Source organism: Butyricicoccus sp. OF10-2, assembly GCF_003481925.1.
Classification (GTDB): domain Bacteria; phylum Bacillota; class Clostridia; order Oscillospirales; family Butyricicoccaceae; genus Agathobaculum; species Agathobaculum butyriciproducens.
Map to the genome: position 1 here is coordinate 1 of NZ_QUMC01000028.1, position 19,774 is coordinate 19,774.

At 56.7% G+C, this 19,774-nt stretch carries 19 protein-coding genes and 2 pseudogenes; all 21 read left to right on the plus strand.

Annotated elements, in window-relative coordinates:
• The coding region (locus tag DXB00_RS16790) for a hypothetical protein (protein WP_207665894.1) at window positions 1-296 on the plus strand (296 nt) is incomplete at its 5' end.
• 31 nt (window positions 297-327) lie between these two features.
• A complete protein-coding gene (locus DXB00_RS12960) occupies window positions 328-1,578 on the plus strand; it encodes a chromosome segregation SMC family protein (protein ID WP_119215024.1) in 1,251 nt (416 codons plus the stop codon).
• The gene (locus DXB00_RS12965) at window positions 1,575-3,182 is read left to right on the plus strand and encodes a hypothetical protein (RefSeq protein ID WP_119215025.1); all 1,608 of its coding nucleotides are present in this window, start codon (window positions 1,575-1,577) and stop codon (window positions 3,180-3,182) included. Before DXB00_RS12960 ends, DXB00_RS12965 begins: the two co-directional genes overlap by 4 nt.
• Window positions 3,164-3,901, plus strand: coding sequence for an AAA family ATPase (locus tag DXB00_RS12970; protein ID WP_117555240.1), 738 nt, complete (start codon window positions 3,164-3,166; stop codon window positions 3,899-3,901). Before DXB00_RS12965 ends, DXB00_RS12970 begins: the two co-directional genes overlap by 19 nt.
• A gap of 22 nt (window positions 3,902-3,923) precedes the next feature.
• On the plus strand, window positions 3,924-4,127 hold the full coding sequence (locus DXB00_RS12975; RefSeq protein WP_117492604.1) for a hypothetical protein: 204 nt from the start codon (window positions 3,924-3,926) through the stop codon (window positions 4,125-4,127).
• 51 nt (window positions 4,128-4,178) lie between these two features.
• Window positions 4,179-5,146: pseudogene (ftsY, locus tag DXB00_RS12980) on the plus strand (signal recognition particle-docking protein FtsY).
• Window positions 5,133-5,858, plus strand: a complete 726-nt coding sequence (rph, locus tag DXB00_RS12985) for a ribonuclease PH (protein ID WP_118480377.1) — start codon at window positions 5,133-5,135, stop codon at window positions 5,856-5,858. The pseudogene ftsY and the gene rph overlap by 14 nt, the downstream one beginning before the upstream one ends.
• Complete coding sequence (locus DXB00_RS17400) at window positions 5,858-6,004, plus strand: non-canonical purine NTP pyrophosphatase (RefSeq protein ID WP_243107227.1); 147 nt, start codon at window positions 5,858-5,860, stop codon at window positions 6,002-6,004. Before rph ends, DXB00_RS17400 begins: the two co-directional genes overlap by 1 nt.
• Entirely contained in the window at window positions 6,001-6,429 is a 429-nt protein-coding gene (gene rdgB / locus DXB00_RS12990; protein ID WP_243107228.1) for an RdgB/HAM1 family non-canonical purine NTP pyrophosphatase, read from the plus strand. Before DXB00_RS17400 ends, rdgB begins: the two co-directional genes overlap by 4 nt.
• A 63-nt stretch (window positions 6,430-6,492) precedes the next feature.
• Complete coding sequence (locus DXB00_RS12995; RefSeq protein ID WP_110436450.1) at window positions 6,493-6,792, plus strand: YhbY family RNA-binding protein; 300 nt, start codon at window positions 6,493-6,495, stop codon at window positions 6,790-6,792.
• The gene (gene nadD, locus DXB00_RS13000) at window positions 6,789-7,382 is read left to right on the plus strand and encodes a nicotinate (nicotinamide) nucleotide adenylyltransferase (RefSeq protein WP_118480381.1); all 594 of its coding nucleotides are present in this window, start codon (window positions 6,789-6,791) and stop codon (window positions 7,380-7,382) included. Before DXB00_RS12995 ends, nadD begins: the two co-directional genes overlap by 4 nt.
• A 150-nt stretch (window positions 7,383-7,532) precedes the next feature.
• Window positions 7,533-8,114, plus strand: coding sequence for a bis(5'-nucleosyl)-tetraphosphatase (symmetrical) YqeK (gene yqeK, locus DXB00_RS13005; RefSeq protein WP_118360399.1), 582 nt, complete (start codon window positions 7,533-7,535; stop codon window positions 8,112-8,114).
• Window positions 8,115-8,132: 18 nt separating this feature from the next.
• On the plus strand, window positions 8,133-8,708 hold the full coding sequence (locus DXB00_RS17780; RefSeq protein ID WP_119189989.1) for an LCP family glycopolymer transferase: 576 nt from the start codon (window positions 8,133-8,135) through the stop codon (window positions 8,706-8,708).
• Window positions 8,648-9,625 (plus strand): LCP family protein, encoded by a 978-nt coding sequence (locus tag DXB00_RS13015; protein WP_119215026.1) that lies wholly within the window; start codon window positions 8,648-8,650, stop codon window positions 9,623-9,625. The genes DXB00_RS17780 and DXB00_RS13015 overlap by 61 nt, the downstream gene beginning before the upstream one ends.
• A gap of 67 nt (window positions 9,626-9,692) precedes the next feature.
• Complete coding sequence (gene rsfS / locus DXB00_RS13020) at window positions 9,693-10,058, plus strand: ribosome silencing factor (RefSeq protein ID WP_110436454.1); 366 nt, start codon at window positions 9,693-9,695, stop codon at window positions 10,056-10,058.
• A gap of 85 nt (window positions 10,059-10,143) precedes the next feature.
• Window positions 10,144-12,551 (plus strand): annotated as a pseudogene (gene leuS, locus DXB00_RS13025) (leucine--tRNA ligase).
• Window positions 12,552-12,721: 170 nt separating this feature from the next.
• Complete coding sequence (rpsU, locus tag DXB00_RS13030) at window positions 12,722-12,904, plus strand: 30S ribosomal protein S21 (protein ID WP_031472056.1); 183 nt, start codon at window positions 12,722-12,724, stop codon at window positions 12,902-12,904.
• Window positions 12,905-13,092: 188 nt separating this feature from the next.
• On the plus strand, window positions 13,093-13,623 hold the full coding sequence (locus DXB00_RS13035) for a TIGR00730 family Rossman fold protein (protein ID WP_119215027.1): 531 nt from the start codon (window positions 13,093-13,095) through the stop codon (window positions 13,621-13,623).
• A 631-nt stretch (window positions 13,624-14,254) separates the two neighbouring features.
• Complete coding sequence (locus DXB00_RS13040) at window positions 14,255-16,249, plus strand: DNA gyrase/topoisomerase IV subunit B (RefSeq protein ID WP_117492738.1); 1,995 nt, start codon at window positions 14,255-14,257, stop codon at window positions 16,247-16,249.
• Window positions 16,250-16,272: 23 nt separating this feature from the next.
• Window positions 16,273-17,280 (plus strand): acyltransferase, encoded by a 1,008-nt coding sequence (locus DXB00_RS13045; RefSeq protein WP_119215028.1) that lies wholly within the window; start codon window positions 16,273-16,275, stop codon window positions 17,278-17,280.
• Entirely contained in the window at window positions 17,280-19,496 is a 2,217-nt protein-coding gene (locus tag DXB00_RS13050; RefSeq protein WP_118729911.1) for a DNA gyrase/topoisomerase IV subunit A, read from the plus strand. The genes DXB00_RS13045 and DXB00_RS13050 overlap by 1 nt, the downstream gene beginning before the upstream one ends.
• Window positions 19,497-19,774: the final 278 nt, after the last annotated feature.

Below are 19,774 nucleotides of genomic sequence, written 5' to 3' on the forward strand. Positions count from 1 at the left end.
CTGTCGAAAAACTAACGTTTTCCGAGCAGCCTCTCGATCGAAACCACGCTTTCGATCGAATTCCGAAGAAAAAACGCGCCTTGCAGGCACATTTTTTCTTCCCTTGTATAAATTCCGAGATACATGCTCTCGGAATTTATGAATTTGCTCCGCAAATTCTATTTTATGCGTGCTGCCGCACGAAGCAAAAGAGTCGAAATGCAGCTTTTTCGACAGACTGCAAAGAGGTCGAGAAATCGACCTCTTTTTTCTGTGTGACGCAGTTAGTCGTTGAAAAGATACTGCCGCAGTGGTAAAATAAAACTATCTATAATAAAGAGGTGGCATATGGTTCTCAAAAGCCTGATTTTACAGGGCTTCAAGTCGTTCCCGGATCGCACCGAGATCAAATTTCTCGGCGGTATTACGGCGATCGTCGGTCCGAACGGCTCGGGAAAATCGAATATTTCGGATGCCATCCGGTGGGTTCTGGGGGAGCAGTCCTCGCGGTCTCTGCGCGGCGCGAAGATGGAGGACGTGATCTTCGGTGGCACAGCCAGGCGCGGTCCGGTCGGCTTTGCCGAGGTTTCGCTCATTCTGGACAATTCGGCGCATGTGTTCCGCTCGGAATTTACCGAAATTATGGTCACGCGCCGGTACTACCGCTCGGGCGAGAGCGAGTATTTCCTCAACAAAAAGCACTGCCGCCTCAAGGACGTGCACGAGCTGTTTATGGATACCGGTCTGGGCCGCGACGGCTATTCCAGCATCGGACAGGGCCGCATTGACGAGATCCTGTCCTTCAAGAGCGAGGATCGGCGTGAAATCTTTGAGGAAGCCGCAGGCATCACCAAGTTCCGCTACCGTAAGGAGGAAGCCGAGCGCAGATTGTCAGCCACCGAGGAAAATCTGGTGCGTATCCGCGACCTGTACGGCGAGCTGGAAAACCGGCTCGGGCCGCTCGAGCAGCAGGCTGGCAAGGCGAAAAGGTTTCTGCATCTGCGGGATGAGCTGCGCGTGCTTGAGGTCTCGCTGTGGCTGCTGTCGCTTGAGCAGCTCAAGAATGACACTGCCAAGCTGAATAAAGACCGGACAACCTGCGAAAAGCAGCTTGCGGATGCAAAACAGCAGCAGGAAACGCTGTATGCGCAGTCCGAGCAGCTGGCCGAGTCACTGCGCGAGATTGACCGGGAAACTGAGCGTCTGCGGAACGAGCTGCGCGAAGCCGAGCAGTTTGCCGCCGAGCAGATCAGCCGTGAGGCAGTTATTCAGGCGAACATCCGCAACTGCGAGGAGAATATCGAGCGCACACGGCAGGAGAGCGCGCACCGCGCCGAGCAGGTGCAGAGCATGGATGCACAGCTTGCCGAACGGCGCGAGCGTATTTCTGTGCTGAATGAGCAGGAGAAGGCACAGTCGGCTGAACTGGATGCACTCCGAAAACAGTCTGCCGAGCAGGAGCAGCAGCGCACACAGGCCGAGCAGGCACTTCGGCAGGCCGAGCAGGCGCAGCGCGGGCAGGAGCGCACGCTGCATGAGCTCGAACTCGACCGAACAGCCGCCGAGAGCGGTCTGGCGGGCATGAACGACCGCAAATGACGCTGGATTCCGAAATCGCAGCAGCGGCACAGCAGCTGGATACCGAAAAGCAGGCACAGGACAATCTCGAGCGGGAACTGACCGCGTGCGAGCAAACGCTTGCCGAAACGGCAAAGCAGGCGCAGACGGCCGCCGCTCAGGCGGAGACCTGCCGCCGAAAGGCCGAGCAGGCGCAGAACGACCTGCGAGCAGCGCAGTCCTCGCTGAGCGAAATGCAGAGCCGCGTGAAAATGCTGACCGACATGCAGCATGAGTACGAGGGCTTCTCACGATCGGTGAAAGCCGTTATGCGGCAGGCTGAAAAGGGTGCGATGAACGGCGTGCACGGCCCGGTTTCCGCGCTCATCACGACCGAAAAGCGGTTCGTGACGGCAATCGACACTGCACTCGGTGCGTCAGCGTCCTCCATCGTGGTGGACAGCACGAGCGTGGGCAAGCAGTGCATTTCGTACCTCAAGCGCACGGACGGCGGCCGCGCGACCTTCCTGCCGCTGGATACCATTCGGGCAAACAGCCTGCGGGAGACCGGCCTGGAACGGCAGAACGGCTGCTTCGGCACCGCGGATGCTCTCGTCAGATTTAATGAAAAATATAAGAATATTGTGTGCAATCTGCTGGCGCGCACGGTCATTTCGGAGAATATGGACACCGCGCTAGCACTGGCCAAGGCGTACGGACACCGGTTTCGCATTGTCACCTTAGACGGACAAATCCTGCAGGCAGGCGGTGCCATGACAGGCGGCTCGGCCTCCCGCGGCACCGGCGCACTGGCGCGGGCGGAACGCCTGCACGCCGCCGAGGAGCGCGTGCGCGCACTCGAGCAGGAGCGAAAAACGCTGGCACAGACCGAGCAGGCTGCAGGACAGGAACTGGAATCGCTTGCCGCGCAGGCGCAGGCCATCGAAACCGACCGCCGGCACGCGGAGCAGGAGAGAGCCGGACTTGCTGCTTCGGTAAAACAGCATAAATTCCTGCTGGAAAGCCTGCAGAAACGGTATGACAGCCTGATTTCTGAACAAACTAACTTCACAGCAACGCAGCAGAAGTATGAACAGACACTTGCCGCCTGCACGGAGCGCCGGTCTGCCGCAGAGCAGGCGCTTGCAGCTGCCGAGCAGGTCTGCACCGAGCACCGTACGGCAGTGAACGCCGCCGCGGAACAGCTGGCGCAGACGGCTTCGCGCATCACAGCCGCGCAGACCGCGCTCGCGGAGACGCGCACGGCGCAGGACAGCGAAGCACGCGCACTCGCGGAACTTGAGCGGCTCAAGGCCGACCTCGACGCGGGCGTGTCCGGTGCGGAGCAGACGATTGCAGGCTTTGCGGCGGAAATCGCACGCCTGACCGATGAACTCACCCAAGTCCGCGCAGCCAAGCACGGACGCGACACGACCGCCCGGCTGCTCAGCGAACAGCTTGCGCGGCAGACCGGCAGGCGCGAACAGACCGAGGGCGAACGGGTCCGTCTGGAAAAGGCGGCACAGAGCCGCAACGAGGAAATCCTTGAACTCGAACGCGAGACCGCCCGACTGGAAAACCGCGCCGGACAGCTGAAAACCGAGGAAACACAGATTCTGGATAAAATGTGGGAAGCTACGAGCTGACACCCACACCGGCGGCAGAGATTGCCAAACCGATTGAAAACCTCGGTGAAACGCGCGGCCGTGTGCAGGAACTGCGCCTGAAAATGCGGGCGCTCGGCAACGTCAATCTGGATGCGGTGGACGAATTTCAGCGCGTGCAGGAGCGGTACAGCTTTCTGCGGGAGCAGAAGGACGACCTCGAGACCGCGCAGACCGATCTGCGCAAGGTCATCGACCAGCTGACCGTCAGCATGAAGGAGATTTTCGCGTCCGAGTTCGCCAAGCTGAATGTGTACTTCCGCGATACCTTCCGCGAGATTTTCGGCGGCGGACACGCCGAACTGCAGCTTGCCGATACCTCGGATATTCTGAACTGCGGTATCGACATCCGCGTGTCTCCACCGGGCAAGGCGGTTAAAACGATTACGCTGCTTTCGGGCGGTGAAAAGGCGTTTGTCGCTATTGCGCTGTACTTTGCGATTCTCAAGCTGCGGCCTACGCCGTTCTGCGTGCTCGATGAGATCGAAGCCGCGCTCGATGATGTAAACGTGCAGCGGTTTGCAAAATACATTCGCCGCCTGACAGATTCGACACAATTTATTGTAATTACCCACAGACGTGGTACAATGGAAGAAGCAGATATGCTCTACGGCGTGACCATGCAGGAGCAGGGCGTTTCCAAAATGCTGATGCTCAATCTGGCTGAGGCAGAAAAACGGCTCAAAAATACCATTAAGTAATGGAAAATGGAGAATTGCGGCAATGGATATGCGAAGCGCAAAATATCCGTATCGGCTGGATGTGGAAAGGCGATTGCCGGACGGCTCTCTTACGACAGACGGCTATGCGGCGCGGCATCCGGTTGAGTTTCGGCACTGGGGACACGCCCGCGGCTATGTTCTCTGGGGTGAGCGGATTGACCGCACGGACTGGGAAAACTGGCGTATCAACTACTATGGGAAATAATAACTAAATACGGATTCCTGATTTGCAAGATAAAAACATAAGGAGATAAGCATGGGATTTTTTGATAAAATTAAGCAGGGCTTCAAGAAAACCTCGGATGCGGTGAGCCATTCGCTGGACAGCGTGTTTGCGGCATTTGTCAAGATCGACGATGATTTGCTCGAGGAGCTGGAAGAAGCACTCATCCTGTCGGACGTCGGTGCATCCACGGCGGCGAAGATCGTCGCTGAGGTGGAAAAGCGCGCCAAGCTGCGCAAGACCACCACGGCAGACGAGCTGCGCGATTTACTCCGCGAGGTGCTGACCGACAACATGCTCGATAACCAGCCGCTGAATACGGACGGCAAGCCGGCGGTCATTCTGGTAATCGGCGTCAACGGTGTCGGCAAGACGACCTCGATCGGCAAGCTGGCGGCCCGCTATGTCAATGAGGGTAAAAAGGTTATGCTGTCGGCGGCGGATACCTTCCGCGCAGCGGCAGCGGACCAGCTCGAAATCTGGCTAAACGTGCCGGTGCGGACATCGTTCGCCACGGCGAGGGCGCAGACCCGGCAGCTGTTGTGTTTGACTCCATCTCGGCGGCCAAGGCACGCGGCAGCGATATTATCATCGTGGATACGGCAGGCCGTCTGCACAACAAGGCCAACCTGATGAACGAGCTGGCGAAGATCGACCGCGTTATCTCCCGCGAGCTGCCGGATGCGTCGCGCGAAACGCTGCTCGTGCTGGACGCGACCACCGGTCAGAATGCGGTTCATCAGGCTGAGGAGTTCAACAAGGCTGCCGAGCTGACCGGCATTATTCTCACCAAGCTGGACGGCACCGCAAAGGGCGGCATCGTAATCGCCATTTCGGCAGGACTGGGTGTTCCGGTCAAGCTGGTCGGCGTTGGCGAGGGCATTGACGATCTGATCGACTTTGATCGTGCGGCATTCCTGGAGGCCATCCTGCCGCCGGTTCATGAAAACGCAGAAAACGACGAGGAACAGACCGAGGAGGACGAAAATGCAGAGACCTGACGGAAGAACCAAGGGCGCAATGCGTCCGGTGAAGATTACCACTGATTATACGATGTACGCGGAAGGCTCGGTGCTGGTTGAGATGGGCAACACCAAGGTCATCTGCACCGCGTCGGTCGAGGAAAAGGTACCGCCGTTCCTCGAGGGCAAGGGCCTCGGCTGGGTAACCGCCGAGTACGCAATGCTCCCGCGTGCGACCAGCACCCGCAAAAAACGCGATATCAAGTCGCTCAAGCTGGACGGTCGCTCGAGCGAGATCCAGCGTCTGATCGGTCGTGCGCTGCGTGCGGTCGTTGACCGCGAAGCACTCGGTGAGCGCCAGATCACGATTGACTGCGATGTTATTCAGGCGGACGGCGGCACGCGCTGCGCGTCCATCACCGGCGGATTTGTTGCACTGTGGCTTGCATGCAAAAAGCTGCTGGCCGATGGCGTGATCGAGAAAATGCCGCTCACCGCACAGGTTGCAGCCGTTTCGGTCGGCATTTTTGAAGACGAAGCCGTACTCGACCTCAACTACGCCGAGGACAGCCACGCCATCGTGGACTGCAACGTGGTTATGACGAGCAAGGGTGAGTTCATCGAGGTGCAGGGCACCGGCGAGGGCCGTCCGTTCACGGATACCGAGCTGCGCAAGCTGCTCGGACTCGGCAAGCGCGGCTGCCTGACGCTGTGCCGCAAGCAGGCCAAGGTGATGGGGGAAAGTCTGTAATGCAGTTTGTACTTGCTTCCCATAACAAGAAAAAGCTGGCAGAGCTGTCCGCTATCGTGAGCAGCCTCGGCATCGAAATCATTCCGCTGCCGGAGGGTGCGCCCGAACCCGAGGAAAACGGCAAAACCTCGAGGAAAACGCCATGATCAAGGCAAAATCCGCCGCAGCATTCACCGGTCTGCCCGCTCTCGCGGACGACAGCGGCCTGTGCGTGGATGCGTTGGACGGCGCTCCCGGTATCTACTCCGCGCGCTACTGCGAGGGTACGGACGAGGACCGCAATGCCTTCCTGCTGCAAAATATGCAGGATAAGGAAAACCGCGCCTGCCGTTTCGTGTGCGCGATCGCGTGTGTGCTTGCGGACGGCGAAACGCTCACCGTGCGCGGTGAATGTGAAGGAGAACTGCTCCGCGAGAACCACGGTGCAGGCGGCTTCGGCTATGACCCGCTGTTCTATGTCGAGAAATACGGCTGTACCTTCGGCGAACTGCCCGCAGAGGTCAAGAATACAATCTCTCATCGGGCAAATGCTTTGAATAAGCTGAAAGAAGTCTTAAAGGATAAAATATAAGCGAATCCGTAGGGCAGCCCGCCCTACGAAAAAAATATAACGAAATTACAGGAGTTTACATTTATGCTTAACACAAAACAACGCGCACAGCTTCGTGCAATGGCAAACCCTCTGGCGGTCACGCTGATCATCGGCAAGGAAGGCGTAACCGACGCGGTAGAACGCGAACTGGACGCGCTGCTCGAATCCCATGAACTGGTCAAGGGCAAGGTGCTCGAGAGTGCGATGCTGACGCCGCGCACGGTATCCGAGGCGCTCTGTGAGGCCACCGGCGCGGACGCTGTACAGTGCATCGGCTCCAAGTTTGTGCTGTACCGCCAGTCCAGCGATGAGGACAAGCGCAAGATCGTTCTGGTAAAATGAGAACAGGGATTCTCGGCGGCACGTTCAATCCGCCGCATCTGGGACATCTGCACGCGGCGGAACTCGCGCACCGTGCGCTGAACTTAGATCGGGTGCTGTTCATTCCGACCAATATTCCGCCGCACAAGGCGCTGCCGGAGAACACCGCTTCCGCAGAGGACCGGTGCGAAATGGTGCGCTTGCTGACCGAGCAGACACCGTGGGCGCAGCTCGACACCATCGAGATCGACCGCGGCGGCGCAAGCTACACGGTGGACACGCTCCGCGCGCTTCATGCACGCGGTGAGACCGACCTGCACCTGATCGTCGGCACGGATATGCTGCTCTCGTTTGACAGGATCTGGCGTGCGCCGGACGAGATCGCGCGGCTGGCTTCGCTTGCTGTCTGCGCCCGCGAAAACGAGGACTGGGACGCGCTGCGTGAAAAGGCGGCGGCGCTCAAGGACTCGCTCGGTGCAACCGTAGAACTGGTGCAGGGCGACAGCCTGACCATTTCCTCAACCGAGCTGCGGCAGGGCGGTGCACTGCGATGCTATACACCGGAATCGGTCGCGGATTACATCGAAGAAAAGCATTTGTACGGCTATTAAGCCTGTAAAATACAGGTTTGACAGATAAATACAGCAGCTTGTTCAAAACCAGTATTTTTGTATGACTTAGGAACAGCCTGCGGCTCGTTCCTCCTTGTCGGCAAAGCTGCAGTTTTGCGGCAAGAAATACAGAGAAAGGCGGGAAAAGTTATGTTATGTAATGAAGAAATGCGTAAAAGTATCCTTTCCAGACTGCAGGGCTACCGCTATGAGCACTCTCTCGGCGTGGAGCGTGCGGCGATCATGCTGGCAGAAAAGTACGGCGAGGACCCGGAAAAAGCGGGTACTGCAGGCATTCTGCATGACATAACAAAATATCTTTCTCCGCAAGAACAGTTGAATTTATGCGAGAAATACGGTATAATACCCTGTACCGTCGAAAAAAGCGAGCCGAAAATGCTGCACGGAAAGACGGCGGCAGCCATCGCGCGGGCCGAATACCACATGCCCGAGGATATCTGCGATGCCATCGCCTGCCACACCACCGGCAAGAACCATATGACGCTGCTTGACAAGATCTTGTATTTGGCGGATTATATCGAAGAAACTCGTGATTTTCCCGGCGTGGACAAGGCGCGTGAGCTGGCACAGATCGATATCGACAGTGCCCTGCTCTACTGCTATGACCAGACGCTGACCGAGTTGGTCGCACGCGGAAAACTCATCCACAGTGATACCATTGCCGCTTATAATGATATGATCCGGCAGGGTGTCAGCTGGCGGGACAAGTAAAATGGAGGCAGGAATCGTTTGAAACTATTCGGAGGAAGCGGCGGCAGGAAAAACCGCAACGGAGACAGCACTCCGGCACAGCAGGCAGCGCCCAAGCCGGAAGGGAACCACCAGCCGATCTCGGCACCCAAGCCGGGCGGCAAAAAGGGAAAGGCTCCGAAGGAGAAAAAAAAGCTGACACCCAGACAGAAGGGCAAGCGCATTGCCATCGTTATGGCGGTTGTGCTGGTGCTGTTCGCGTGCGCAGCTGCTGCTGCGGTGTGGTTCGTCCGTTCGCCGCAGGCGACGATCAAGGACAAGGAAAACGGCGATAAGGTCGATGTGAGCAGCCTGCTCAACTCGGGCACCCGTATTGACGATGTGTTTACGTTCGTGGTCGGCGCAGTTGATGAGGACGAAACACGAACAGACGCTTTGATGGTCGCAACCATGGATACCAAGGATAAGACCATCAACGTCATGAACATCCCGCGCGACACCATGTGCAACAACACGGCGACCGGCGCGAGCAAGAAGATCAACGCGCCTACGGCATGGATACCGGCGGCAAGGGCGGCAACATCGAGCAGACGAGCAAGGAAATCGAGCGTCTGATGGGCTTCCGGCCGGATAAATACGTTATCGTCAACTTTGACGGCATTGCAGCCATCGTGGATGCGATCGGCGGCGTGGATTATGACGTGCCGTTCGATATGAAGTACGATGATCCGTCGCAGAATCTGCACATCGACCTGAAAAAAGGCCAGCAGCCTCTGGACGGCAAGCAGACCGTCGGCTTCCTGCGCTGGAGACACAACAACGATTACACCGTACAGTACACCAACGGCGATGAAGGCCGTGTAGAGAATCAGCAGAAGTTCCTCAAGGCGCTGGCAGGTCAGGTGCTGCAGCTCAAGAACGTGACCAAGATCCGCTCGATCGCAGAGGCCGTGTTCAAGAACGTCAAGACCGACTTCAGCGCCGGCGAGCTGCTGTGGATGGGCATGCAGGCCATGCAGATCGACAACAGCAGCATTCAGTTCTTTACACTGCCCGGCTACGGCAAGATGAGCACGGCGGGCACCTCGGTGCAGTATTCGTTCTTCTTCCCGTATTACGACCAGACGCTGGAACTGGTAAACAAGTATTTCAACCCCTACGAGGAGCCGATCTCCAAGCTGGACATTGTCGGCGGACCGGATACCACTACTTACTCGGGCGGCTATGTAAGCTCGGGCGAGGAAGATAATGTATGGGGTGACACCTCCGGCTCGTACGATTACAGCGAAGATTATTACGAAGAACCGGATTACAGCTACGATGAGCCATCCTACGACAACAGCGGCTCGGACGGCGATTATTCGGATAACAATGACTACTCGGGCGGCGACAGCGGCGGAGACTATTCCGGCGGCGACTCCGGTGAGGAGAGCGGCGGCGACTACTCCGGCGGCGATTACACCGGCGGCGGAGAGGACAGCGGTGCTTCCTCCGGCGGGGACGACGGCGGAACGTACGATCCCGAGGCATAATAAAGGCAATATACCATAATCGGCAGAAAGGCAAACCCTTTTCTGCCGCACAAAAGGAGTTTATACTTTGACTGCAAAAGAAACTGTAAAGGCGATCTGCGAAGCGCTGATCGAGAAAAAGGCTCAGGGCATTGAGGTGCTGCATGTTGAGCGCCTGACCGAGCTGACCGAGTATTTCGTCATCTGCTCTGCGTCCTCCACTACGCAGGTTAAGGCACTGGCGGACAATGTAGAGTGGCACCTGAAGTACGATCACGATGAGATGCCGCACCACACCGAGGGTTATGAATCCGCACAGTGGATGCTGCTGGACTACGGCTGCGCTGTACTGCATGTATTCATGCCGGAGGCACGCAAGTTCTACAATCTGGAGAACCTGTGGAAGGACGGCACGCCGGTAACGCTTGAAGAACTGGGCATCGAGGACAAGTAAAATACCGACATGCGGCGGCGCCGGGAACGACGTCCGCCGCGTTGTCGCGCTCAAAATCCAAAACTCACTTTAGGGGGAGAATCCGTTGAAGTACGATCATAAACAAGTAGAAAAGAAATGGCAGGACATCTGGGACGAGAAGCAGTGCTTCCATGCCGAGAATGACTCGGACAAGGAGAAGTTCTATGCACTCGTTGAGTTCCCGTACCCGTCCGGTCAGGGTCTGCATGTAGGCCATCCGCGCTCCTACACCGCGCTGGATATCGTTGCGCGCAAAAAGCGCATGCAGGGTTACAACGTGCTGTATCCGATGGGCTGGGACGCATTCGGTCTGCCGACTGAGAACTTTGCCATCAAGAACCATGTGCATCCGGCAGAGGTCACCAAGAAGAACATCGCCCGCTTCAAGAGCCAGCTCAAGAGCCTCGGTCTGTCGTTCGACTGGTCGCGTGAGATCAACACCACTGACCCGAGCTACTACAAGTGGACCCAGTGGATTTTCCTGCAGCTGTTCAAGAAGGGCCTGGCCTACAAGAAGGAAATGAGCGTAACTGGTGTACCTCCTGCAAGTGCGTTCTGGCGAACGAGGAGGTTGTCAACGGCGTTTGTGAGCGCTGCGGCAGCGAGGTCGTTCACAAGACCAAGAGCCAGTGGATGCTCGCCATCACCAAGTACGCACAGCGTCTGATCGACGATCTGGAAGATGTGGATTATATTGAACGCGTTAAGATTCAGCAGCGCAACTGGATCGGCCGTTCCACCGGCGCTGAGGTCGATTTCAAGACCACTGAGGGCGATACGCTGACCGTTTACACCACCCGTCCGGACACCCTGTTCGGCGCGACCTATATGGTAATCTCCCCGGAGCACCCGATGATCGAGCAGTGGGCAGACAAGCTGAACAACATCGAGGACATTCGCGCGTACCGCGAGGAGGCTGCCCGCAAGTCCGACTTCGAGCGCACCGAGCTGAATAAGGACAAGACCGGCGTTAAGCTGGACGGCGTTGCCGCAATCAATCCAGTAAACGGCAAGCAGATCCCGATTTTCGTTTCCGACTATGTTCTGATGGGCTACGGCACCGGTGCCATCATGGCTGTTCCGGCGCACGATGACCGTGACTGGGAGTTTGCAAAGAAGTTCGGCTGTGAGATTATCGAGGTTGTTTCCGGCGGCGAGGATGTCCAGAAGGCAGCCTTTACCGCAAAGGATGAGACCGGTATTCTGGTCAACTCGGATTTTCTCAACGGCAAGACCGTTAAGGACGCTATCCCGGCTATGATCGAGTGGCTGGGCGAAAAGGGCATCGGCCATGCTAAGGTGCAGTACAAGCTGCGTGACTGGGTATTCTCCCGTCAGCGTTACTGGGGCGAGCCGATTCCGATCGTCAAGTGCGACAAGTGCGGCTATGTGGCTCTGCCGGAGGATCAGCTGCCGCTTGAGCTGCCGAACGTAACCAGCTACGAGCCGACCGACAACGGCGAGTCTCCGCTGGCGCACATGACTGACTGGGTAAACACCACCTGTCCGTGCTGCGGCGGTCCGGCAAAGCGCGAGACCGATACCATGCCGCAGTGGGCCGGTTCCTCCTGGTACTTCCTGCGCTATATGGACCCGCACAACGACAAGGCGCTTGCCTCGCCGGAAGCACTGAAATACTGGTCTCCGGTTGACTGGTACAACGGCGGCATGGAGCACACCACGCTGCATCTGCTGTACAGCCGTTTCTGGCATAAGTTCCTGTATGACATCGGCGTAGTGCCGACCAAGGAGCCGTATGCAAAGCGCACCAGCCACGGCATGATCCTCGGCGAGAACGGCGAGAAGATGTCCAAGAGCCGCGGCAACGTCGTCAACCCGGACGAGATCGTTGACACCTACGGCGCAGATACCATGCGTCTGTACGAGATGTTCATCGGTGACTTTGAGAAGGCTGCTCCGTGGAGCCCGAAGTCCATCAAGGGCTGCCGCCGCTTCCTCGAGCGCGTATGGGCGCTGGCTGACAAGGTGCAGGACGGCGACACCTACTCCGAGCAGCACGAGGTTCTCATGAACCGTACCATCAAGAAGGTGGGCGAGGACGCAGACAACCTCAAGGCCAACACCGCTATTGCAGCGCTGATGACCATGCTCAACGAGTTCTACGACAAGGGCGTAAACAAGGCTGAGTACAAGACCTTCCTGGCGTTGCTCAATCCGTTTGCACCGCATATCACCGAGGAGCTGTGGCAGCAGATGGGCGAGACCGGTCTGCTCTCTGTAGCACCGTGGCCGACCTACGACGAGGCCAAGACCGTCGAGAGCATGGTAGAACTGGCGGTACAGGTAAACGGCAAGCTGAAGTGCACTATTAAGCTGGCAGTCGATGCGGACAAGCAGACTGCGATTGACACCGCACTGGCAGAGGAAAAGGTACAGCACGTCATCGAGGGCAAGCAGATCGTAAAGCAGATCGTTGTTCCGGGCAAGATCGTAAACCTTGTCGTAAAGTAAGAAGGAATGCCGGATTTCCGCGTCAAAAAGAAAAAATCGAAAACTACGGGAAAAAGTAGTTGACATTGACGCGGAAATTCGATATAATATCCTTACGGTTTTGTGTACGGATGTATACAAACTGTGCTAAGCGATCCCCATGAGGGGAACGTGCGGAGGGAGGGAAAACTGTGTCGGAGATCCGCATCAAGGAAAATGAGTCTATTGACAGCGCACTGCGTCGCTTCAAGCGTTCGTGTGCCAAGGCGGGTACGCTTTCCGAGCTCCGCAAGCGTGAGCATTATGAAAGCCCGAGCGTAAAGCGCCGCAAGAAGTCTGAGGCTGCACGCGCAAAGAAGAAGAAGTTCCGCTAAAATAGAATTTCCAGAGAGCAGATGGTTAACCGTCTGCTCTTTTCTTTTTTCTGCACCGCCTCAGAAGGGCGCACGAACCCGCTTACGCAGTTTATGTACCCCGATTAGCTGGTGCAAATTAGCAAATCAGAATTTCCGGCATTACCGCCGATAACCCTGCATACACCTGTATAATGGAGGACAAAATTATGAATATAACCGTATATCTGGGTGCAAACGAGGGCCGCGAGCCTGCCCTTAAAACCGCCGTGCGCGAGCTTGGCGCATGGATTGGCGAGCACGGCCATACACTGGTCTACGGCGGCTCACGGGTCGGTCTGATGGGCGCGGTCGCGGAGAGCGTACTGGCCGCAGGCGGTAAGGTCATCGGCGTAGAGCCGCGCTTTTTTATCGAGCGGGAGCTGCAGCTGGACGGTCTGACCGAGCTGATCGTCACCGAGGATATGACCGATCGCAAAACCAAAATGATCGAGCTTGGAGACGCGTTCATCGCCTTTCCGGGCGGTACGGGCACGCTCGAGGAGATCGCCGAGGTGATGAGCAAGCTGGCGCTGAACCATCTGGATGCACCGTGCATTTTCTATAATCTCAACGGCTATTACGACCATATGAAGGCACTGCTCGACCACATGATCGAGATGGAGCTGTCCACCAAAGAACGGCAGAAGAAAATCTATTTTGCGGATACTCTGGAAGAAGTGACGGCTCTGCTGAATTAAAAATGGACGTATCGGGTTTGCGGTCGCGTCATTTTCAATTTAGAAACGGTATGTTTACGGTTTCTTCAAACTTTCTACATACTTTAGACATGGGATTCCTGTATCCTGTAATCACAGCAAGGGAACAGCAAGCTGAGTGCTAAAAACCACTTGCCATCCCTTTTGAAATAGATACTTCATAGGGAATCTTTTTCTCCGACTGTGTGAGCAGTCAATCCTTCAAAAATCTGTCTGGCCCTGTGGGACGGAATACCGCGCAGGCTCCCGGACAGTCCAAAAACAAGAGGTGCAAGACACCCATTGGGCAATACCGCATAATTTCCGCAAAACACCGCGGCAGCGCGACCGGAGTCTGCGCAAGAAGCCGCTGCTTTAATTGCGCGGTGTTGCCCCATACAACGCGCTTTCAGCAGGAACTGAGAGCGCGCATTTTTGCGTTCGGGCAAAATGGGGGATCAAGGCAGTGGTTTGTCTGGTTTTAGCATTTCTATGGATTGCAAAAACAGAACAATTGTTCTGTTTTATTGACATAAACAATGATATGGTGTAAAATTGATATAAATGACTATTTCATATCTGAACAGATATAATAAAGTAAGTAAAACTTCGGAAATTGGGAGTTAAAGTATATATGAGCAAAGCAAAGCCGTCATACGGCAACGAAAGCATCTCCTCGCTGAAGGGTGCGGACCGTGTGCGCAAGCGCCCGGGCGTTATCTTCGGCTCGGACGGACTGGAGGGCTGCGAGCACGCGGTCTTTGAGATTCTGTCCAACTCGATCGACGAGGCACGAGAGGGACACGGCACCGAGATCATCACCACACGCTATGCGGACGGCTCGATCGAAGTCGCTGACCATGGCCGCGGTATCCCGATCGAATGGAACGAAAACGAGCAGCGCTACAACTGGGAGCTGGTCTTCTGCGAGCTGTACGCAGGTGGCAAGTACAAGAACGATACCGGCGAAAACTATGAGTTTTCGCTCGGCCTTAACGGTCTGGGCACTTGCGCGACGCAGTATTCCTCGGAGTACATGGACGTCACCGTCATCCGTGACGGCTTCGAGTACGGCCTGCACTTTGAAAAGGGCGAAAACAAGACCGGCACCAAGGAAGGCTACACCAAGAAGGCGACGAACGCGCGCAAAACCGGCACGACCATCCGCTGGAAGCCCGATCTTGAGGTCTTCACGGATATCAACATCCCTGTGGATTATTATCTGGATACGCTCAAGCGGCAGGCGGTCGTCAACAGCCATATCAAGTTTGTGCTGAAAAATCAGGTGGGAAGCAGGTACGAGACCACCGAATTTCTTTATCAGAACGGCATTGTGGACTATGTGACCGAGCTGGCAGGCGAAAATCCGCTGACCTCGGTGCAGTTCCTCGAGGGCGAACGACGCGGACGCGACCGCGCCGACAAGGCCGAGTACAAGGTGAAGCTGTCGTGCGCGTTCTGCTTCTCCTCGGCGGTGTCGCAGATCGAGTACTACCACAACTCCTCGTGGCTGGAGCACGGCGGTGCACCGGACAAGGCCGTTCGCTCGGCGTTCGTGTCCGCCATCGATGCGTATCTCAAGCAGAACAACAAGTACAACAAGAGCGAGAGCAAGGTCACTTATCAGGATATTTTCGACAGCCTCGTGCTTGTCACCAACTGCTTCTCCACTCAGACCTCCTACGAGAACCAGACCAAGAAGGCCATCACCAACAAGTTCATCCAGGAGGCCATGACCGAGTTCCTAAAGGAAGGACTCGAGATCTACTTTATCGAGAACAAGGCCGAGGCAGACAAGATCGCCGAGCAGATCCTGATCAACAAGCGCAGCCGCGAACAGGCGGAAAAGGCGCGTCTGAATATCAAAAAGAAGCTGTCCGGCAATATTGACCTCGCTAACCGTGTGCAGAAGTTCGTGGACTGCCGCACCAAGGATGCGTCCCGCCGTGAGCTGTATATCGTCGAGGGCGATTCCGCACTCGGTTCGGTAAAACAGGGCCGCGACAGTGAATTTCAGGCCATCATGCCGGTGCGCGGCAAAATCCTCAACTGCCTCAAGGCGGATTACGATAAAATCTTTAAGAATGACATCATCACCGACCTTCTCAAAGTCCTCGGCTGCGGTGTCGAGGTGCGCGGCAAGGCGGCAAAGGACCTTTCTGCGTTCGACCTCGAAAGCCTGCGCTGGCACCGTATCATCATCTGCACCGATGCCGATGTGGACGGCTTCCAGATCCGCACGCTCATTCTGACCATGCTGTACCGTCTGGTGCCAACGCTCATCGAACAGGGCTACGTTTATATTGCGGAGTCGCCGCTGTATGAGATCACCTACCGTGACAAGAGCTATTTTGCGTTCGATGAGAGCGAAAAAGCGGCTATCCTCAAAAAGCTGGAGGGCAAAAAGATTCTTATCCAGCGCTCCAAGGGTCTCGGCGAGAACCAGCCCGAAATGATGTGGGAGACCACCATGAACCCCGAAAACCGCCGCCTGATCCGCATTACGCCGGATGAAGCGGCTGCCACGAGCGAAATGTTCGACCTGCTGCTCGGCGACAACCTTGCCGGACGCAAGGAGTATATCGCCGAGAATGGCGCGGATTATCTCGAGCTGGCAGATATTTCGTAAGGGCAAAAGTGGGGGATAGCGACATGAGGATTCGGCAAATGGACGGCCTGCGGGCAGTTGCGGCGCTGGCCGTGGTGATGATACACGTTTCGGCAGGCCGCATGAACCCGGTCGGTGTATCCTGCAATCAGATAGCGCGGTTTGCTGTGCCGCTGTTTATCATGCTGTCCGGCTACGGACACATGTACTCGTGGCTGCAGCATAGCGGTCAGTCTGCGGTGCAGACGGCAAAGCGGCGGCTGAAACGCGTGCTGCCGGCATATCTGATCTGGTCGGTCCTTTACCTTGCGGTGGACGCCGTGTTCGGCAAACCGCATGCACATCCGATCAAAAACATTCTGACAGGCGGCAGTTACGTCCACTTGTATTACATATTCATACTGGTGCAGCTGATCCTGCTCAGCGAGCTGTTCTGCCGTGCGGTAGAGCGGCATCCGGCGGTGACGCTGCTCCTGTCCGCAGGCCTGACCTTCGGTATGGAGATTGTCCTTTACCTGCTGACCGTCGGTCAGCTGCAGTGGCAGTTTCCGGTGGCGCCGATCAGTCTGTTCGTGTGCTGGCCGCTGTTCTACAACATCGGTGCATGGCTGGCGAAATCTGGTCTGAGCAACCGACTGCGCCTGCGCGTCTGTCTGCCGCTATGGGTGCTTTCGGCGATGCTGGTGCTGATGACGGAAGAGAATTCTGCGGCAGCCTATAAAATGGGTCTGCGGCCGGACGCAACGGTTTACACACTGCTGACATGGGCCGTGCTGTGGGCACTGTTCAGCAGGCTGCCGGAGATTCCGAAGCCGCTGCAGTTTATCGCGCGGCATTCCTTCGGACTGTATCTGGCACATCCGCTGGTGCTGCGTCTGTGGAACGAATGGACGACACGGCAGCCGCAGGTTACTTATCTGCGGCTGTGGCAGATGTTTGCGCTTGCGCTTGCGGGCGGATTGGCGATTGCGGTCACACTGTCTTATCTGCCGTTCGGCGAGTATCTGGGCGGCGCAAAACGTAGAAAGAAAATCCTGCAAAGGAGAGCATAATGGCAAAAAAGAAAACCGACGAACCAAAAGTATATAAAGAACACCCTTCGGTCGATCAGCGCATCACGGACACGCTGCGCGAGAACTACATGCCGTACGCGATGAGCGTTATCGTGTCCCGCGCGATCCCGGAGATTGACGGCTTCAAGCCGTCTCACCGCAAGCTGCTGTACACCATGTACAAGATGGGCCTGCTGAACGGCAACCGCACCAAATCCGCGAACATCGTGGGTCAGACCATGAAGCTGAACCCGCATGGCGATGCGGCTATCTACGAGACTATGGTGCGCCTGACACGCGGCAATGAGGCGCTTCTCATGCCGTTTGTGGACAGCAAGGGCAACTTCGGCAAGGTATATTCGCGCGATATGGCATACGCCGCGCCGCGTTATACCGAGGCAAAGCTGGATGCGTTCTGTGCCGAGCTGTTCCGCGATATCGACACCGACGCGGTGGATTTTGTGGATAACTATGACGGCGAGATGAAGGAGCCGACGCTGTTGCCGACGACCTACCCGAACATTCTCGTGTCCGCGAATACCGGCATTGCGGTCGGCATGGCATCCAATTTCTGCGGCTTTAACCTCGCGGAAGTCTGCCGCACGACCATCGAGCTTATCAAAAACCCCGAGCACGACATTCTTTCCACGCTGCCTGCGCCGGATTTTACCACCGGCGGCGAACTCATCTACGATGAAGCGGAAATGCGTGCCATCTACCGCACCGGACGCGGCTCGTTCAAGGTGCGTGCAAAATGGGCGTACAACAAGAAAGACAACCTGATCGAGATCACGGAGATTCCGTACACGACCACCATCGAGGCCATCATCGACAAGATCGCCGAGCTGGTCAAGAACGGCAAGGTGCGCGAGATTGCCGATGTGCGCGACGAGACCGACCTTTCCGGTCTGAAGATCGCCATCGACCTCAAGCGCGGCACCGACCCGGAAAAGCTGATGGCCAAGCTGATGAAGATGACCACCCTGCAGGACAGCTTCTCCTGCAACTTCAACGTGCTGATTGCAGGCATGCCGCGCGTGCTCGGCGTAGCCGAGCTGCTCGATGAGTGGACGGCGTGGCGCACCGAATGCGTTCGCCGCCGCGTGTTCTTCGACCTCAACAAGAAGAAGGACAAGCTGCATCTGCTGCTCGGTCTGCGTAAAATCCTGCTCGATATCGACAAGGCGATTAAAATCATCCGCGAGACCGAAGAGGACGCAAATGTTATCCCGAACCTGATGGAAGGCTTCGGCATCGACAAAATCCAGGCCGAATTTATTGCGGATATCCGTCTGCGCAACATCAACAAGGAGTATATCCTGAAGCGCACGCAGGAGACCGAAGCACTCGAAAACGAGATTAAAAAGCTGGAGGAAATCGTCAAATCCAAGGCGAAGATCCGCAATATCATCATCAAGGAGCTGGAGCAGATCATCAAGAAGTACCCGTCCGAGCGCCGCACGCGCATCATCACTGCGGACAACGTGCAGCAGTTCGACGAGGAGGATCACATCGAGGATTATCCGGTGCTGCTGTTCCTCACCCGCGAGGGCTACTTCAAGAAGATTACGCCGCAGTCGTGGCGCATGTCGCAGGACCATAAGCTCAAAGAGGGCGATGAGGTGTTCTGGACGGCTGAGGCGACCAACAAGAACGAAATTATCTTTTTCACCAATATGCAGCAGGCGTACAAGGCGCACCTGTACGATTTTGAGGACAGCAAGGCGTCTGTGCTCGGTGATTACCTTGCGTCCAAGCTGGAGATGGACGAGGGCGAAACGCCGGTTTATGCCGTCCTGCCGGGTGACTACAAGGGCAGTATGGTCGTTGTGTTCAAAAACGGCAAGGCAGCCCGGTTTTCGATGGAATCCTTCGAGACCAAGACCAACCGACGCCGCCTGACCGGCGCGTACTCGGATAAGGCACCGGCTGTGGCGTTCTTCCACCCAATCGAGGAGGAGAGCGAGGTCACCATGTTCTCGACTGCCAACCGTGCGCTCACGTTCCGCGCGAGCATGCTCGATGTCAAGACAACCCGTTCCACGCAGGGCGTGCAGACCATGGTGCTGCGCGGCAAGCATACCATTACGCGGGCGTGCCGCACCGAGGACGCCGCGCTCAGCGATAACGCGCGCTACCGCTGTCGCAGTATTCCGTCCATCGGCGCATTGCTTACCGATGAGGATCTGCCGGATAAGCAGCTCAAATTGATTTAATGCGAAACGCAGAGGGTTTCCTCTGCGTTTTTTTCTTTGCACCGATTCTGCGGGGGACACGAACTGCCGCAGGCGTGTTCGTCCTGACGGGGCGGCTCTTTTTCTGCACCGGCTGAGCGGGGTGCGCGAACTGCGTCAGCGTGTTCGTCCCTAACGGGCGGAGAGTTTTTCGCTGAACCTCAGCGAGGGGATTCGCCGCGCCCCGCGGCGGGGCAAGAGGGTAGACACCAAGGTTTCTACCCTCTTAACTCCCACTTCCTTTTGGGAGAGTCTGGCGC

What these genes read in the sequence shown, in the direction of transcription:
- DXB00_RS12960 (WP_119215024.1), top strand. Translation starts at nt 328, where the DNA reads ATGGTTCTCAAAAGCCTGATTTTACAGGGCTTCAAGTCGTTCCCGGAT.
- DXB00_RS12965 (WP_119215025.1), top strand. Translation starts at nt 1,575, where the DNA reads ATGACGCTGGATTCCGAAATCGCAGCAGCGGCACAGCAGCTGGATACC.
- DXB00_RS12975 (WP_117492604.1), top strand. Translation starts at nt 3,924, where the DNA reads ATGGATATGCGAAGCGCAAAATATCCGTATCGGCTGGATGTGGAAAGG.
- rph (WP_118480377.1), top strand. Translation starts at nt 5,133, where the DNA reads ATGCAGAGACCTGACGGAAGAACCAAGGGCGCAATGCGTCCGGTGAAG.
- DXB00_RS17400 (WP_243107227.1), top strand. Translation starts at nt 5,858, where the DNA reads ATGCAGTTTGTACTTGCTTCCCATAACAAGAAAAAGCTGGCAGAGCTG.
- rdgB (WP_243107228.1), top strand. Translation starts at nt 6,001, where the DNA reads ATGATCAAGGCAAAATCCGCCGCAGCATTCACCGGTCTGCCCGCTCTC.
- DXB00_RS12995 (WP_110436450.1), top strand. Translation starts at nt 6,493, where the DNA reads ATGCTTAACACAAAACAACGCGCACAGCTTCGTGCAATGGCAAACCCT.
- nadD (WP_118480381.1), top strand. Translation starts at nt 6,789, where the DNA reads ATGAGAACAGGGATTCTCGGCGGCACGTTCAATCCGCCGCATCTGGGA.
- yqeK (WP_118360399.1), top strand. Translation starts at nt 7,533, where the DNA reads ATGTTATGTAATGAAGAAATGCGTAAAAGTATCCTTTCCAGACTGCAG.
- DXB00_RS13015 (WP_119215026.1), top strand. Translation starts at nt 8,648, where the DNA reads ATGGATACCGGCGGCAAGGGCGGCAACATCGAGCAGACGAGCAAGGAA.
- DXB00_RS13035 (WP_119215027.1), top strand. Translation starts at nt 13,093, where the DNA reads ATGAATATAACCGTATATCTGGGTGCAAACGAGGGCCGCGAGCCTGCC.
- DXB00_RS13040 (WP_117492738.1), top strand. Translation starts at nt 14,255, where the DNA reads ATGAGCAAAGCAAAGCCGTCATACGGCAACGAAAGCATCTCCTCGCTG.
- DXB00_RS13045 (WP_119215028.1), top strand. Translation starts at nt 16,273, where the DNA reads ATGAGGATTCGGCAAATGGACGGCCTGCGGGCAGTTGCGGCGCTGGCC.
- DXB00_RS13050 (WP_118729911.1), top strand. Translation starts at nt 17,280, where the DNA reads ATGGCAAAAAAGAAAACCGACGAACCAAAAGTATATAAAGAACACCCT.